Raw genomic sequence first — 15600 nt, 5'->3', positions numbered from 1 at the left:
GACATCACATTTTATTCCCATTCGAAATACAGCTACCTTTCACGCCAGTTAAGGATCAGCCTTACCTACAATTTCGGAAAAATGGATCTTCAGGTTAAGAAAGCCAGGAGAGGTATTCAGAACGATGACCTCAAAGGGGGAGGCGGTAACCAGGGCGGTAGCGGAAGCGCTCCGTCAAATTAAGGCATTTATTCCTTTTTGACTAAAAGCCCTTCAGTGATGACTGAAGGGCTTTTTTGGTACCAGGGTGTACGGTTCCGAACAGGTCTTATATATAAAGTATACAGTTTCAGTAATGGTCGCATAAGTTCAAATAATGTTTTAATTATCTGTTTTTTAATTTATTAGGCAGTTTGGCCTGTTTTGTGATAGATGACTATCAAACAATAATAACCATGAATAATTCAATCTCTTCGGTTCTTTCGCAAATCCGGTTCTGCCCCCCGGTAGCAACCGCCGATTTCTACGAACTGCTCATCCAGTTCGGGATGAACCTGGTTGTTCTGGTTATCCTTTCGGTAATGATGTATTACCGCTGGAACCGTAAGCCCGAGTATGTTTTTGCCCAGGTTATCACAGGAATAGTTGTTTTTCTCATTTGTGCCATGCTGCGTTGGGTACAACTTGAACTTGGACTGGTTCTCGGTTTGTTCGCAATTTTTGCTATCATCCGGTTCCGTACAGTGAACGTTGAGGTTAAGGATATGGCGTACCTTTTCATGATTGTAGGTGTTTCCGCCATCAACGCGCTGCTGCATCTGTCGGATTGCATTCATTGGATCGTATTTGCAAACGTACTTTTAATTGTTGTCATATGGCTGCTTGAGAAAGTTTTCTTCAGCAACAGGCTGTCACAACGTACCATCACGATTAATGATACTGCACTGCTCAAACCAAGCAAGCATCACCTTTTGCTTGGACGCTTAAGGGATCTCACCGAGCTGAACATTGTAAGATTTGAGATAGGTAAAACCGATTATATAAAGAATCACGCTCAAATCAGGATTTTTTTCAAAGACAGTGGGGATACTTCCTTTGATGATTCCCTGAATACAATTGATGATGATTAATTAACCCCAAAGAGTAAGCCATGAAAACCTTAAAATATATACTGCTTGCAACCATAGTCCTGGGAATGGCTTCATTTAGCCAGGCATCGGCTGCTGTATCAAAGAGCAAGGATAAAGATTCATTGAACATTGAACCGGCAAGCCAATTCAGCTTTTTCAATGCCGAAGATGTACTTGAAATGACCCTTATGTTTGATGTACGTGAGTTTCAAAAAACAAAACTTGATCCTGACAAATCGTTTGATGCAAAATTAACTGTCATGACATCTGAAAACGATTCGCTTTCGCAGGACATTAAAATAAAGGCCAGGGGTAAAATGCGCCGTAAGTATTGCTCTTTTCCTCCTATTTGTCTTAAAATAAAAGATGGCAAAGGCAGCCAGTCGGTTTTTGAAACCGGTAACCTGAAGCTTGTGACACATTGTTCTCCGGGTGTGAATTTTGAAAATTATATTCTTAAAGAATATCTGGTATACAAGCTTTATAACCAGGTGACTCCTTACAGTTTTAAAGCACGGCTTGTGAGGGTCAACTATGTAGATGTGAACCGTCCGAAAGCAATATACACCGAGTATGGTTTTCTTATTGAGAATACGGATCATCTTGCCTCACGCAACAATGCTTCAGTTGTTGAGAACCCGAACATAAGTCAGAATAATATGAACGATTATGAAATGGCAAGAGTGGCTTTATTCAATTACATGATCGGTAACACCGACTGGTCAGTTCAATCGCAGCACAACATCAAGGTGCTGAAAACGAATGACCCCACTATAAACAAAGGTATTCCTGTAAGCTATGACTTCGATTACTCAGGATTCGTGAATTCATCGTATGCTTCGCCCAATGAAAAAATTCCGATCGATGATGTAACTGAACGATATTTCCAGGGAACATGCTTCAGTGAAGCTCTTTTAAAACAAGTATTTGATGAATTCCAGCAGGAACAGCCCATGCTGATCCAGACTATAGAAACTTTCAACTTACTTCCGAAAGCACAACGGAAAATGGCAGAAAGCTATGTAAACAACTTCTTTAAAAAATACCGTAAAGAAAACGTTCTGATAAGCGATATAAACCGTACATGTCTAAGAAATCCCTGATAATTGGTAGCAGAATTACCAGCGTCCTATTTTTTTGTATCTTTAAAAGCCATTGAAAAATGGCTTTTATTATTTAAAAAAACTGACATGAAAAACCTATTGTTTTCTGTTGTTGTGGCTATTGCATTGAACATAACCGCCGTTGCGGGTGAGCGTGTTATTATTCCGGTAAGCACAAACAATGTAAGTCTGGTATTGGAAACCGGTAATGATTCGAGGTTATACCAGGCTTATTTCGGACCAAAGATCGATATCAGCGGCGACAGGATGTTCCAGCAGCCATCACATGTGGCGTATATCACATCGGGAACCGACAATCTTTTTGAGCCGGCCATCCGGGTGACACATAATGACGGCAATCCTTCACTTGAACTGCAATACGTCAGCCACCAGGTTGAAAAACCTGAAAACAATGTGGTTATCACACACATTCACCTTAAAGATCCCAAGTATCCTGTTGAAGTGACTCTTCATATCAAAGCCTTTCAGAAAGAAAACGTTTTCGAGCAGTGGGTTGAAATCATTCACCAGGAAAAGAAGCCGGTGACGTTGTATAACTATGCCTCATCGATGCTGCATTTTGATGCCGAAAAATACTGGCTTACCCAGTTTCACGGCGATTGGGCCGAAGAAATGAAAATGCAGGAAAGTGAGCTCACAAGCGGTATTAAAATAATTGATACCAAACTGGGAACCCGGGCGCATATGTATCAGACACCTGTTTTTTTTCTTTCATTAAACGGAAAATCAACCGAAAATACCGGGAACCTGATTGCAGGAACCTTGGAATGGTCGGGTAATTTCAGGTTCCTTTTCGAACTCGATGAGCGTAACTCCTTGAGGATTATAAGCGGAATCAATCCCTTTGCTTCGGAATATGCGTTGCAACCGGCTACACCTTTCATCACTCCTTCATTCATTTTCACCTATTCAACAAAAGGAAAAGGGGAAGCAAGCCGGAATATGCATGAATGGGCAAGGAATTACGGTGTAATGAATGGCAATGGTTCAAGACTGATGCTTTTGAATAACTGGGAAACCACCTATTTCGATTTCAACGAGGAAAAGCTGAAAAGTCTCCTGGATGACACCAAAAAAATGGGTCTGGACATGTTTCTGCTTGATGACGGTTGGTTCGCCAATAAATATCCCAGGAACAATGACCTGGCGGGGTTGGGCGACTGGCAGGAAAATAAAACGAAACTGCCAAATACACTGAGTGCAATTACGGATGATGCTACCAAAAAGAATGTAAAATTCGGCCTTTGGATTGAACCTGAAATGGTAAATCCCAAAAGTGAATTATATGAGAAGCATCCCGACTGGATCCTGAAACTCCCGAACAGGCCGGAGCATTATTATCGCAATCAGCTTGTGCTTGACCTTACCAATCCCCAGGTTCAGGATTTTGTTTACGGAATTGTTGACGGGTTGCTGACACGGCTTCCCGGAATTGCCTATTTCAAATGGGACTGCAACCGGATGATGACCAATACCTATTCACCATACCTGAAAGATAAGCAGTCGCACGTGTATGTTGATTATGTAAACGGGCTTTACAGCGTATTGAAGAGGGTAAGGCAGAAATATCCCGATCTGCCTATGATGCTTTGCTCGGGTGGCGGGGCCAGGGTGGATTACGGAGCCCTGAAGTACTTTACCGAATTCTGGGCCAGTGACGATACCGATCCGCTCGAAAGAATTTACATTCAGTGGGGATATTCCTACTTCTATCCGTCAGTGGCCGTGTGCAATCATATTACCTCATGGGGGAAGCAATCGCTGAAATTCAAAACCGATGTGGCCATGATGGGTAAAATGGGTTATGATATTCCTGTAAACGAAATGAATGAAAAGGAACTTGCTTTCAGCCAGGAAGCTGTTAAAAACTACAAGAGACTGAGCCATGTAATATGGCAGGGTGACCTTTTCAGACTGATCTCTCCCTATGAAGAAAACAGGTGTGTTCTGATGTATGTAAGCGAACAGAAAGACAAAGCCATCCTGTTTTCATATACAATGAATGCCCGGTTTAATGAAAACTTCAACACGGTGAAGTTGCAGGGCCTTGATCCGGCAAAGAATTACAGCATTAAGGAAATTAACCAGTTTCCGGGCATGTGGGGCATTCTGCCGGCCCCGGTTGTGTTTTCAGGAGAATACCTGATGAATGTTGGACTCAGTGTGACAAACGGCCAGCCATTGACAAGCGCCGTACTCGAGATAACAGCGCAGTAAAGCTAGGGGTTATCAGTCTTATAACTGATCGACATTCCGGCACCATTGTAATCCACGCTGGTTGTATAATAAGGTAGTGATTTTATGAATTCGTAAAAATCACGGGCTCCGTACATGCCAATGTTATGGCTTGTAAAACAGCCGCCTACTGAAAGTTTGGGATCAATTGCCCTGAAGTAATTGACATACCAATCCTTATCGGCATCGCTGAACACGAAATCGAAGGGACCGGGCAGAGTTTTCACCAATTCATGGGCATCGGCAAGCCGGGCATCAATGTAATCGATTAACCCTGCTTTTTTGAAGTTCTCCAATGCCTCATTGTACCTTCTTTCATTAATTTCAATCGTCGTCAGCTTACCCCCGGTTTTGCTCAGCGCCCAGGCCATCCATATTCCGGAATGTCCGGTTGATGTGCCTATTTCAAGTGCATTCTTATAATTATTTTTCAGAATGATGTCATACAGCAGTTTTCCATCGGATGCAGGAACGTTCATATCATGCCAGCCGGAAACATGACTGTTCAGAAAATCATTCACTCTCTTATCAAGATCATCCGGGCCCTGGGTGTATGCATTATCGCGGCTGCAACAGAGGAGAATCGTCATCATTACAAAAAGTATCAACCCATTTATCAGTTTATTCATGGCTAAGGCTTTTACTTAACTCCGGACTAAGTAACAAACTCAGGTATGCGGTTGTTGGATTTTACATACATCGATTGTAAATCGGTTTAAAATGTGTATCTTAGTGATAGTCCTTCCCTCACAATATGACCCGCACGTTTGTCCTTTTTATTTTTTTATTTGTTGCATGCACTCCCGTCCGCAAAGCCACATACCGGCTGGAAGAGTCACACAATGCGCTTTACATTCAGAAAGCGCTCATCGTCTATAAAAAATCGGAAAAGCGCGTTTTCCTTAGAAATCCCACCTGTACCCGTTGCTATTTCCTGAAGGGAAGAAAATTCGTGGATAAATGGGAAACCGGGGATACCATGGTAATCGACAGCAACCTGGTTGATTTTTACAATATTCACTTCACCAAATGCTTATAGCAGTAAATTGTGCGTTTTCGCACACCTCCTGTTCATTTCCGAACGTTCTGCAAATGTGATTTTACAATTCAAATATTTTTTACTAACCTGTAATTTAAATCATTACCTGCTGCGGCATGAATGTTGAGACCTAATATTTGGGGTATTGTCCATGCTCGAAAATTATATCAAAATAGCTTTAAGGGTATTTAACAGAAACAGGTATTACACCCTGGTGAATATCTTTGGTCTGGCTATTGGCCTGATGTTCAGTATAATTATCTTCCTTTATGCCCATAAGGAGCTTAGTTATGACCGGTTTCACAGGAATGCCGACCGGATTTACCGTGTGGCTGTTGACGGATTGATTGCAGGCAACCGGATCAATATACCTCAGACAGCAACTCCCCTTGCTGAAACCATGAAAAAAGAAATTCCGGATGTAGAGGATGCAGTCAGGGTTGCACGATTCGGTGCATGGCTTCTGCGAAATGACAGCATCCGGTATAATGAGGACAATCTCATATTCTCTGATCCCGGATTTTTCAACATGTTTTCTTTTCCTTTAGTAAAAGGATCTCCTGATGAAGTGCTTAAAAATCCTTTCAGTATAGTACTGAGCGAATCCTCGGCAAGAAAGTATTTTGGCAATGAGAACCCAGTTGGAAGAAAATTACGTGTTGAAAATGATTCGACGTATTACACAATAACGGGCGTAATGAAGGATGTACCGGAGAATTCTTCGCTCCAGTTCGATATGGTCGGGGCCATTTCTACCTATCAGAAAATGCTGGCAAATGATCGTTGGATTATCCATTATTTATTAACCTATTTCACGCTCAGGGAGGGTGGTTCAATAGATCGTGCAAATGAAGGGCTGAGCCTGATTGCTCAGAATCATGTGATTCCTGATTACCAGCGTTTGCTAAATGTTACCCGGCAACAATCTTTTGAAAATGGCAATTACTATCATTTTATAGCCGAACCGCTTAGTGAGATCCATCTTAAATCAGCAAGTGAAACGCAATCTACCGGCAAAATATTCTATGTTTATCTTTTTATAGCGCTGGCCGTGATTATTATGGTGCTTTCGTGCCTTAACTTTATCAACCTTGTTACGGCGCAGTCGATGAAAAGATCGCTTGAAGTGGGTATCCGAAAACTATCAGGATCCGAAAGGCCGGCTTTAATAGCACAGTTTCTCCTTGAATCATCCCTTCTGGCATTTTTTGCACTGGCTCTGGCATTATTGTTCACCGAGTTATTATTGCCGGCATTCAGCGCCTATATAGGCGTGCAGCTTAACCTGAATCAGCTGCTCAATTCGGAAGGATTTTCCATGCTCATTGTACTCATTGTTTTCATCGGAATTATTTCAGGTCTTTACCCGGCATGGTACCTTTCAGGATGTAACCCGGAGACTGTGGTTCATAACCATTATGATTTCCCCGACAAAGGAAGGTTCCGTAAGGCATTGTCGGTATTCCAGCTTTTCCTTGCGATCGGAGCTGTTAGCATGACAATGGTTGTGTTTTACCAGTACCGTTATCTTGTAAATAAGGACAGGGGTTATGATACGAGCAACCTGCTTATGATCCGACGGCCCGATGCATTGACCGGAAAGCTGGAGGATTTTAAAAAGCAAATTAAAAGTTATGACGGTGTGATATCGGTATCTAATGCCACAAATCCCATGGGAAGCGGATTTCCGAGATTCCCTTATTACCCCGAAGGCGGTTCGGCTGCACGCAGTTATTCATCATCCACCTTACTGGTTAGCTATGACTTTGACTCAACCTACCGGATTAAACTGATCAGTGGCAGGTTCTTCAACAGGAATTCGGATGACACAATGGCCTGTGTGATCAACGAAACCGCCGTGAAGCTTATGGATATTAAAGATCCGGTAGGCAAAACCCTTTTTCAGCTTTCCGATGTGCCTGAAAAAACTACTAAACGAAAAATTATCGGGGTGGTAAACGACTTCAATTATGAAACTCTTGAAAATCCGATCAGGCCGCTTGTATTGCTGTTCCTTCCCGGAAACTACGAGGGTTATCTTTCAGTTCGCCTTAAACCTGAAGACCAGCAGTCGACTGTGCAATACATCAAACAAACATGGGAAACCTATACCGACGCCTACCCCTTTGTATATTATTTTCTCGACCAGGACAGGCGTGATTATTACAAGCCTGTATTGACAACCGGGCGCATTTTTGTACTTCTTTCGGTCGTGAATATTCTTATGGCGTGTCTGAGCCTGTTCTCACTGATTTGGTTTACCCATAATAAAAAACAACGTGAAACCGGCATTCTGAAAGTTGTAGGTGCAAGCAACAAAAGCATTCTCATGCTAAGAGCAGCCGAATTAATCAGGCTTATTATGGCAGCATCCCTGATTGCATGGATTGGCAGTTATTTCCTGGCCAGATACTGGCTTTACAATTATGCGAATCATATAGGCATACAGGCCGCATACTTCCTGGTGCCCACGATTATTGTCTCTGTTATTTCAATTGCAGCTGTTTATTACCATACTCTGATGGCCTCCCGGGTAAATCCTGGTTCAGCGCTGAAGCATGAGTGATGGTTGATTCAGTCTGTTAGTCTGTAGTCTGTTAGACTGTTAGTAATTAAGCAATAAGCCATTAAGGCCTAAGAGATTTTTTGAGGCTTCGCCGTTTCCAGCATCCAGCATCGGTAAAAGTTCATAAATCTTAAATCGGTGTTCCTTGTTCGGTGTTTGTTGGCTTCGCCGTGCATCCAGTATCCAGTATCCAGCATCCAGTATCTTTCTTCACAAATACTTCTGCCAGTAATACTGCCGGGGTTCGGCGTCATAAAAGCCGAGACTGTTATAGAGGTATTTCGCATTTTCATTGTCCTCCCGCACTTCAAGGGTGACTTTGGAGCATCCGGCCTCACCGGCTTTTTCAATGACCGCTTCAATCATTTTACGGCCGATGCCCTTATTCCGCCAATCGCCTGTGACAATGACATCATGGATGTTAATGAAAGGCTTCACGGTAAATGTGGCAAAATTCATGAAGGAATTGATGAGTCCGATGAATTGGCCATCTTGAACCGCAAACATAACCAGCTTGCTGGGATGATTTTTTAATCCTTCGACAAGGCTTATCTTCTGTTCTTCGGTATACGGTTCGCCACCGCCCATTTTATCGGTTATATACTCGCTCATGAGCCTTACCAGCGCATCACAATGTGCCGCGTTTTCAAAATCGCATGATATAATCTGAACAGGATGCTGATTCATAAAAGTGAAGTTGATGGGCGAATGTAGTTATTTTATTTATTTGCAGGAATAGATATCTTTGTGACCTTACTGGAATAAAATATCAGATGGATAAAATCCGGAATTTTAGCATAATAGCCCATATCGATCACGGAAAAAGTACACTTGCCGACAGGCTGATTCAGCTTACTCATACCTTAAACGAAAGGGATTTTCAGGATCAGGTGCTGGATAACATGGACCTGGAGCGTGAAAGAGGAATCACGATCAAGAGCCATGCAATCCAGATGGAATATGAATTTGAAGGTTCGAACTATATTCTCAATCTCATTGACACTCCCGGCCATGTTGACTTCTCCTATGAAGTTTCACGTGCCATAGCTGCCTGTGAAGGTGCGTTACTCGTAGTTGACGCCACACAGGGAATACAGGCCCAAACCATATCCAATCTTTACCAGGCTGTTGATCACGGACTGGAGATCATCCCTGTACTGAACAAGATGGATATGCCCAGCGCCATGCCTGAAGAAGTAAAAGATCAGATCGTGGATCTTATCGGTTGCAAACGCGAGGAAATCATTGAAGTGAGTGCAAAAACCGGGATGGGGGTTGATCTCATCCTTGAAAGGATCATTAAACAGGTTCCTGCTCCTAAAGGCGATCCGGATGCTCCGTTGCAGGCTCTTATTTTCGATTCGGTGTTTAATTCATTCCGTGGCATTTTTGCGTATTTCAAAATTGTTAACGGTACAATAAACTCTCATGATCACGTTAAATTCGTGAACCTGGGAAAAGATTACGATGCAGACGAAATAGGGGTGCTTAAACTGAAATATGAACCCAAGTCAACATTAAGTGCGGGCGATGTCGGGTATATTATTTCAGGAATAAAATCGGCTCGCGATGTAAAGGTGGGGGATACCATCACACACTATGACCGGCCGTGTGATAAAGCCATTGAAGGATTCGTAGAGGTGAAGCCCATGGTTTTTGCGGGTATTTATCCTATTGATGCCGATGATTATGAAGAATTGCGCGCTTCAATTGAAAAACTGCAATTGAATGATGCTTCGCTTTCCTTTGTTCCTGAATCTTCAGCGGCTCTTGGTTTCGGATTCCGGTGCGGCTTTTTGGGCCTGTTGCACATGGAGATTGTGCAGGAGCGCCTCGATAGGGAATTCAACATGGATGTGATCAATACCGTGCCGAACGTTTCATACAGGGTGATCAGCAACAAGGGCGAAGTGGTGGATGTGCACAACCCGTCAGGTCTCCCCGATCCCACTTATATTGACTTTATTGAAGAACCCTATATTGAAGCGGAGATCATATGCCAGTCGGATTACGTGGGGCCGGTCATGAAGCTTTGCATTGACAAACGCGGTACGCTAAAGAACCAGGTTTACCTTACTACCAACCGGATTGAGCTCACATTCGAAATGCCTCTTGCCGAAATCGTATTTGATTTCTATGATAAGCTTAAGAGTATTTCTAAAGGGTATGCGTCATTCGACTATCACTACACCGAATACAAACCGGCTAACCTTGTAAGGCTTGATATATTGTTGAACGGCGACATGGTAGATGCCCTGTCATCGTTAATTCACCGCGATAACGCCTATTCCTTCGGACGGAAGATCTGTGAAAAACTGAAAGACCTGATCCCTCGCCAGCAGTTTGAAATTGCTATCCAGGCTGCCATCGGGGCCAAGATCATCGCCCGTGAAACAGTGAAAGCCGTAAGAAAAGACGTGACAGCCAAATGTTACGGCGGTGATATCACCCGTAAGCGAAAGCTTCTTGAAAAACAGAAGAAAGGTAAAAAACGCATGCGGCAGATTGGTAACGTAGAAGTGCCGCAATCAGCGTTTCTGGCGGTGCTGAAGCTGGATTAGTGACTGGTGACTGGTAACCCCCGTTCGGCTAAGGCTCTGCCTTAGTCGAATATATGCTATCAGGCTCTGCCTGATTTCTGTGAAATCGAGTCAGAACTGCAATGACGAAGTCACAGACTTCGCCTAGCTTTTGTAGGGCTAAAACCTTTGACTTGATATGATATACCGAACCCCGGCCTGAAGGCGCGGGGCTATTTAACCTCTACTTTTATCGACAGCTCCTTCAACTGCGCGTCTGAAATCTCAGCCGGGCAGTCGGCCATTACATCGCGTCCTGCATTGTTTTTGGGAAATGCAATCACGTCGCGGATGGAGTCTTCACCTGCGAAAATAGAAACCAGCCTGTCGAGTCCGAAAGCAATGCCTCCATGCGGCGGTGCCCCGTATTTAAAGGCACCGGTCAGGAAGCCGAACTGCCGTTCAGCCTCTTCATCGGTAAATCCAAGGGCTTTGAACATTCTCTTCTGCATTCCCTCTTCGTGAATACGGATGGATCCGCCGCCAACTTCAGCACCGTTGATCACACAATCATAAGCATTGGCTCTCACACGGGCCGGGTCGGATTCGAGGTATTGGGCATCTTCGGTTTTGGGACTTGTAAACGGATGATGCATCGCATAAAAGCGCTTGTCTTCTTCATTCCATTCAAACAACGGAAAGTCGATAACCCAGAGTGGTTTGAAAACATCCTTTTTGCGAAGACCGAGACGACTGCCCATTTCAAGGCGCAATTCGCTCAAAGCCTTAAGAGTCGGCGTTTTTTCGCCGGCAAGGATCAGCACAAGATCTCCCTGTTTAGCCTCTGCTTTCTGAACAACAGAGGAAAGTTCTTCGGGCGTATAGAATTTGTCAACGGATGATTTAACCTGTCCATCGGCACCATAACGGATATAAATGAGCCCTTTTGCACCTATTTGCGGTTTCTTCACAAAATCGGTAAGCTCATCGAGTTGTTTGCGGGTATATTCCGAGCAATTTTCAGCAACAATACCTCCTATGTAAGCGGCTGAATCAAAAACCGAGAATCCCTTTCCCTTCAGAGATGAAGTCAGTTCAACGAACTGCATTCCGAACCGGATATCCGGCTTGTCGTTTCCGTATTTCGACATGGCCTCATCATAGGTCATCCTGGGAAACGGCTCAGTGAAATCTATCCCTTTCACCGCTTTGAACATATGCTTTATCATGCCTTCAAATGTATTCAGCACATCTTCCTGTTGAACGTAGGCCATTTCACAGTCGATCTGGGTAAACTCAGGCTGCCTGTCGGCTCTGAGGTCTTCATCCCTGAAACACTTTACAATCTGCATGTACCTGTCGTAGCCCGCCACCATGAGAAGTTGTTTGAAGGTCTGTGGCGACTGCGGCAGTGCGTAAAACTGGCCAGGATTAGTCCGTGAGGGGACCACAAAATCCCTGGCTCCTTCAGGAGTGCTCTTAATCAGTACCGGAGTCTCTACTTCAATAAAGTTCTGGCTGTCGAGATAATTCCTGGCCTGAAAAGCCATCTTATGACGAAGCAGCAGGTTGTTTTTAAGCGGGTTTCTCCTGAGGTCAAGATACCTGAATCTCATACGTAGTTCATCACCACCGTCGGATTCATCCTCAATGGTGAATGGAGGGGTAAGCGAAGTATTAAGAATCTGTATGGCATTCACCTGGATTTCGATATCGCCGGTGGGCATTTTCGGATTCTTGTTGCTTCGTTCATTAACAGTGCCCGTGGCAGCAATCACGAATTCCCTGCCAAGTTTCCGGGCTTCCTGGCAAAGAGCTGCATCAGCATCCATGTTGAACACCAGTTGGGTTAATCCGTAACGGTCGCGGAGATCGATAAATGTCATTCCGCCCAGGTCGCGTGAACGCTGGACCCAGCCACTGAGAGTTACTTTTTTCTCTTTGTCGGCAATACGTAATTCGCCGCAGGTGTGTGTTCTGTACATGGCAATAAAGCGTTGTTAATGATGCGAAAATAGGAATTTAATTGCAATATTTGCTTATGGAACTGTATAGCGATGAGTATTTCATGCGCGAAGCACTAAGGGAAGCGCAGAAAGCATTTGATCATGATGAGGTGCCGGTTGGTGCGGTTATCGTTTGGAATAACCGGATTATTGCCAGGGCACATAATCTTTCTGAAACACTTAACGATCCCACTGCCCATGCGGAAATGCAGGCATTTACTGCCGGTACAAACACATCGGGAGGAAAATATCTGAATGATTGCACGCTTTATGTTACCCTGGAGCCTTGTGTAATGTGCGCCGGTGCATCATTCTGGGTACAGATAGGCAAAATTGTTTACGGTGCTGAAGATGAAAAGCGAGGCTATAGCCGGATACGACAGAATTTCCTTCATCCGAAAACCGTTGTCCAGGGAGGAATTCTTAAAGAAGAATGCAGCAGGCTGCTGAAAGAGTTTTTTTTAAAGAAGAGGTCATTGTAGTGACGCAAGAACTTGCGTCTCTACGGCAATTCCAAAATCTCAATCTTCCTGAACTGCACCCCATGGCTTTCAGCCTGCAGGGCTATAAATCCTTCCTTTAACGGAGTGCCGTCAGGAACAGTAAAACCCTCGGGTTTCATATCCGGACCTATCCGTAAGTGAGTGTAAGTCATTACCGTGTCGCCGTTCACAATATGATGAACGATGCTGTCGCCCAGAACCACGAGTTCAACACTTACCCACTGGTCACCGTCATAGGTTTTCGAACCGGAACTCGTGCAATGACCTTCAACCGGTTTACCGTCAATATCTATATCGGTACCGGGAGTGCAAACGTTCAGGGTCGGCCTTTCGCCGTTGCCAAGACCGCCAAGGAACTGGGCTTCGATAGATACGGGAAAATCCTGTTTCAGTCCCATGCTTTCCGCACTCTGGCAATGCAGCATGGCACCGCTGTTTCGTAAGGCCCACTCTGCGCCTCCGGGACATTGATTTCCATAAAAACGATATTGCAATTTCAGTTTATACTTTGAGAATTTTTGGTTATAAAACAAATGTCCGTATTCACCCCTGAAACTATCCAGTTCGGCATAGGATACAGTCAGAAGGCTGTCTTTTACACTGAAAATGTTCTTATAGTTTTCGTTAAGAGGATAGCCGGCTATCTTAATATTCCAACCGGTAAGATCCTTACCATTGAAAAGTGAAACCCAGTTTTCCTGTTTCGTTTGCCGGCCGCATGAAAACAGAATAGCGACAAAAAATAAAACAGCTATATATTTCATACAGGGAGTTTAAAGATGTTCAACATAAAGATAACAAAATATTTCCCTGTATTCAATATATTAAAACGCAAATCCGAATGAGAATCCCAACGCCACGTTGGGAGCAACCCGATTACCAAGGTCAAGCTCATTAAAATCGGTATCATTCGGTATATTATAATCCCGCATCTTAAAGCCTAATCCGCTGTATAAATCCAGAGCAAACCGGCCTTTGGTAATAACCTGGTAGCCAAACAGAACATTCAGGTTCAGTTTTGACAGAGTAATTTTGTCTTCACTGTTTGCTTTGTTACTAATGCCGGCGAACGCATACGAAATATGAGGCGCAACATAAAAGCCGCGTGGTGCTTCGTCTTTGGTAATAAAAAATTTATATTTTAGCTGCACCCTGAAGCCCGATACCGTTATCTTGTCTATGGAATCAGCCAATTCATCCATATTAAGGATAACGCTGGAACCCAGGTAACCCAGTCCCGTTTCAATGGACTGTTTTGATGTCGTTTTGATCTCGAAAAGCACTTTGTATTCACCGGTGACTGGCAGAAATGCCACGTAGAGAGGACCTCCGAGGGCTGCAAGGGGATTGGTCTTTATTGTAAATCGAACATCCCTGGAAGTTTCCTGCGAATGGATGGCTTGTGCAACCATTAACAGCAGGAAAACTGAAATCATAGTCAGTTTCTTCATAGGAATTGAATTTAATAAAATAAGTAAAAGAACCGATAAGGCTTATACGTTGATAAAAGTTATTCAGTTTCAAATACATATTCGGTTTTGTACTTGAGTAATTTAATTTTAACTTTGGATAGCTTAACACGTCCTATGATTATTGATATTGAAAAAACAATTGTTATAAAAACAAAGGGCAAATTCTTTGCCTTAATAATTCTTGTTCTTGCCATTTGCTTCCTGCTTTTTTTCCCATTAAACAACGATTTAATTCCGGGAGTCAGCAACAGCATTCTTGCCATCATTGTAGCTTCGTGTTACATTATTTATTCTGTTTATGAATCGTTCAGGAATTACAATTATATTTATTTCAACGACGATTCGGATAAGATAGTCCTGCGCTATTTTACCCATGCCTTTTTTACAACAAAAAAGAATGCTATTGAGATTCCTAAAAAAGACTTTGCCGGTTATAAGCTAAATTCCGTTTTCATGAAGTACAGGGAGAGCATCGTCCTTTACAGGAGTTCGGGAAAGGGAGTGGCCAAGTATCCGCCTGTATCCATTACTGCGCTTAACAATACCGAGCGCTTTGATATGCTGAAGTCGTTGAATGATTTGTGGAAGAAGAACGGCGGTATTCCAACCTGACAGAGTCGAAGACCTGTCAGAGTTGGAATATTTTTTAACAGGTCAGAATTTAAGTCGACTGCGTTAAACATAATATATACCTCGTATGCCTGATGATTCGCTTCAGTCGGCACTTCGTTACAAAATCGGTATCGGCCTGATACCCAAGATCGGTCCTGTACTTACCAAGCGTCTTATTGCCTATTGCGGCAGTGCCGAAGGTGTTTTTACTGAAAAGGGAAAGCACCTGTCAAAAATTCCCGGAATTGGTGAACGATTGGTGGAGCATATTGAAAATCACAGGAACCTTGAAGCGGCCGATAAGGAAATTGAGTTTGTAACCCGGAATAAGATTGATACCCTTTTTTACCTCGATGAGAATTACCCCGAGAGGCTGAGGCACTGCGAGGATGCACCGGTCATTTTGTATGTAAAGGGTAAAACCGACCTGAACCGGTCGAAAATTGTAAGCATT

General features: G+C 43.5%; 15 protein-coding genes. 10 read left to right on the top strand and 5 right to left on the bottom strand.

The genetic code is table 11. The features are described from left to right. The 4 genes from VK179_06010 to VK179_05995 form a co-directional block, all read left to right on the top strand. Window positions 1–183, top strand: a 183-nt coding sequence (locus tag VK179_06010; protein HLO58275.1) for a hypothetical protein, incomplete at its 5' end; no start/stop codon positions are given. 212 nt (window positions 184–395) lie between these two features. Further along, on the top strand, window positions 396–1070 hold the full coding sequence (locus VK179_06005; GenBank protein HLO58274.1) for a DUF4956 domain-containing protein: 675 nt from the start codon (window positions 396–398) through the stop codon (window positions 1068–1070). 20 nt (window positions 1071–1090) lie between these two features. Beyond that, window positions 1091–2173 (top strand): hypothetical protein, encoded by a 1083-nt coding sequence (locus VK179_06000; protein ID HLO58273.1) that lies wholly within the window; start codon window positions 1091–1093, stop codon window positions 2171–2173. 87 nt (window positions 2174–2260) lie between these two features. Next, on the top strand, window positions 2261–4411 hold the full coding sequence (locus VK179_05995; GenBank protein HLO58272.1) for an alpha-galactosidase: 2151 nt from the start codon (window positions 2261–2263) through the stop codon (window positions 4409–4411). 2 nt (window positions 4412–4413) lie between these two features. Here the strand turns inward: VK179_05995 and VK179_05990 are convergent, their stop codons facing one another. Next, window positions 4414–5058: a class I SAM-dependent methyltransferase gene (locus tag VK179_05990; GenBank protein ID HLO58271.1), complete on the bottom strand. Its 645-nt coding sequence runs from the start codon at window positions 5056–5058 to the stop codon at window positions 4414–4416. Between the two features lie 125 nt (window positions 5059–5183). Here VK179_05990 and VK179_05985 point away from each other — a divergent pair, with 125 nt between their 5' ends. Both VK179_05985 and VK179_05980 read left to right on the top strand, forming a co-directional pair. Further along, complete coding sequence (locus VK179_05985; GenBank protein HLO58270.1) at window positions 5184–5468, top strand: hypothetical protein; 285 nt, start codon at window positions 5184–5186, stop codon at window positions 5466–5468. Window positions 5469–5619: 151 nt separating this feature from the next. Beyond that, complete coding sequence (locus VK179_05980; protein HLO58269.1) at window positions 5620–8034, top strand: ABC transporter permease; 2415 nt, start codon at window positions 5620–5622, stop codon at window positions 8032–8034. Between the two features lie 210 nt (window positions 8035–8244). Here VK179_05980 and VK179_05975 read toward each other — a convergent pair whose 3' ends face one another. Continuing rightward, window positions 8245–8721: a GNAT family N-acetyltransferase gene (locus VK179_05975; GenBank protein HLO58268.1), complete on the bottom strand. Its 477-nt coding sequence runs from the start codon at window positions 8719–8721 to the stop codon at window positions 8245–8247. 86 nt (window positions 8722–8807) lie between these two features. Between VK179_05975 and lepA the strand changes: the two genes are divergently transcribed. Next, complete coding sequence (gene lepA / locus VK179_05970; protein ID HLO58267.1) at window positions 8808–10595, top strand: translation elongation factor 4; 1788 nt, start codon at window positions 8808–8810, stop codon at window positions 10593–10595. A gap of 191 nt (window positions 10596–10786) precedes the next feature. On the opposite strand, the gene aspS is transcribed toward lepA, so the two are convergent. Next, window positions 10787–12538 (bottom strand): aspartate--tRNA ligase, encoded by a 1752-nt coding sequence (aspS, locus tag VK179_05965; protein ID HLO58266.1) that lies wholly within the window; start codon window positions 12536–12538, stop codon window positions 10787–10789. A gap of 56 nt (window positions 12539–12594) precedes the next feature. Here aspS and VK179_05960 point away from each other — a divergent pair, with 56 nt between their 5' ends. Beyond that, window positions 12595–13041: a nucleoside deaminase gene (locus VK179_05960; protein HLO58265.1), complete on the top strand. Its 447-nt coding sequence runs from the start codon at window positions 12595–12597 to the stop codon at window positions 13039–13041. A 20-nt stretch (window positions 13042–13061) separates the two neighbouring features. On the opposite strand, the gene VK179_05955 is transcribed toward VK179_05960, so the two are convergent. Both VK179_05955 and VK179_05950 read right to left on the bottom strand, forming a co-directional pair. Further along, window positions 13062–13826, bottom strand: a complete 765-nt coding sequence (locus VK179_05955) for a DUF1080 domain-containing protein (GenBank protein ID HLO58264.1) — start codon at window positions 13824–13826, stop codon at window positions 13062–13064. A gap of 60 nt (window positions 13827–13886) precedes the next feature. Continuing rightward, window positions 13887–14513, bottom strand: a complete 627-nt coding sequence (locus tag VK179_05950) for a hypothetical protein (protein ID HLO58263.1) — start codon at window positions 14511–14513, stop codon at window positions 13887–13889. A 135-nt stretch (window positions 14514–14648) separates the two neighbouring features. Between VK179_05950 and VK179_05945 the strand changes: the two genes are divergently transcribed. Continuing rightward, window positions 14649–15146 (top strand): hypothetical protein, encoded by a 498-nt coding sequence (locus VK179_05945; protein HLO58262.1) that lies wholly within the window; start codon window positions 14649–14651, stop codon window positions 15144–15146. 85 nt (window positions 15147–15231) lie between these two features. Further along, window positions 15232–15600 (top strand): DNA-processing protein DprA (locus VK179_05940; protein ID HLO58261.1); only part of this gene is annotated, 369 nt, incomplete at its 3' end.

Source organism: Bacteroidales bacterium (assembly GCA_035299085.1).
GTDB lineage: Bacteria > Bacteroidota > Bacteroidia > Bacteroidales > UBA10428 > UBA5072.
The sequence above is the reverse complement of the archived record's forward strand: the minus strand, read 5'-3'. Positions and strand labels throughout refer to the sequence as shown.

Coding starts and splice junctions, on each gene's coding strand:
- VK179_05955 (HLO58264.1), bottom strand. CDS start 13,826: ATGAAATATATAGCTGTTTTATTTTTTGTCGCTATTCTGTTTTCATGC.
- VK179_05950 (HLO58263.1), bottom strand. CDS start 14,513: ATGAAGAAACTGACTATGATTTCAGTTTTCCTGCTGTTAATGGTTGCA.
- aspS (HLO58266.1), bottom strand. CDS start 12,538: ATGTACAGAACACACACCTGCGGCGAATTACGTATTGCCGACAAAGAG.
- VK179_05985 (HLO58270.1), top strand. CDS start 5,184: ATGACCCGCACGTTTGTCCTTTTTATTTTTTTATTTGTTGCATGCACT.
- VK179_05960 (HLO58265.1), top strand. CDS start 12,595: ATGGAACTGTATAGCGATGAGTATTTCATGCGCGAAGCACTAAGGGAA.
- lepA (HLO58267.1), top strand. CDS start 8,808: ATGGATAAAATCCGGAATTTTAGCATAATAGCCCATATCGATCACGGA.
- VK179_05980 (HLO58269.1), top strand. CDS start 5,620: ATGCTCGAAAATTATATCAAAATAGCTTTAAGGGTATTTAACAGAAAC.
- VK179_06000 (HLO58273.1), top strand. CDS start 1,091: ATGAAAACCTTAAAATATATACTGCTTGCAACCATAGTCCTGGGAATG.
- VK179_05945 (HLO58262.1), top strand. CDS start 14,649: ATGATTATTGATATTGAAAAAACAATTGTTATAAAAACAAAGGGCAAA.
- VK179_05990 (HLO58271.1), bottom strand. CDS start 5,058: ATGAATAAACTGATAAATGGGTTGATACTTTTTGTAATGATGACGATT.
- VK179_05975 (HLO58268.1), bottom strand. CDS start 8,721: ATGAATCAGCATCCTGTTCAGATTATATCATGCGATTTTGAAAACGCG.
- VK179_06005 (HLO58274.1), top strand. CDS start 396: ATGAATAATTCAATCTCTTCGGTTCTTTCGCAAATCCGGTTCTGCCCC.
- VK179_05995 (HLO58272.1), top strand. CDS start 2,261: ATGAAAAACCTATTGTTTTCTGTTGTTGTGGCTATTGCATTGAACATA.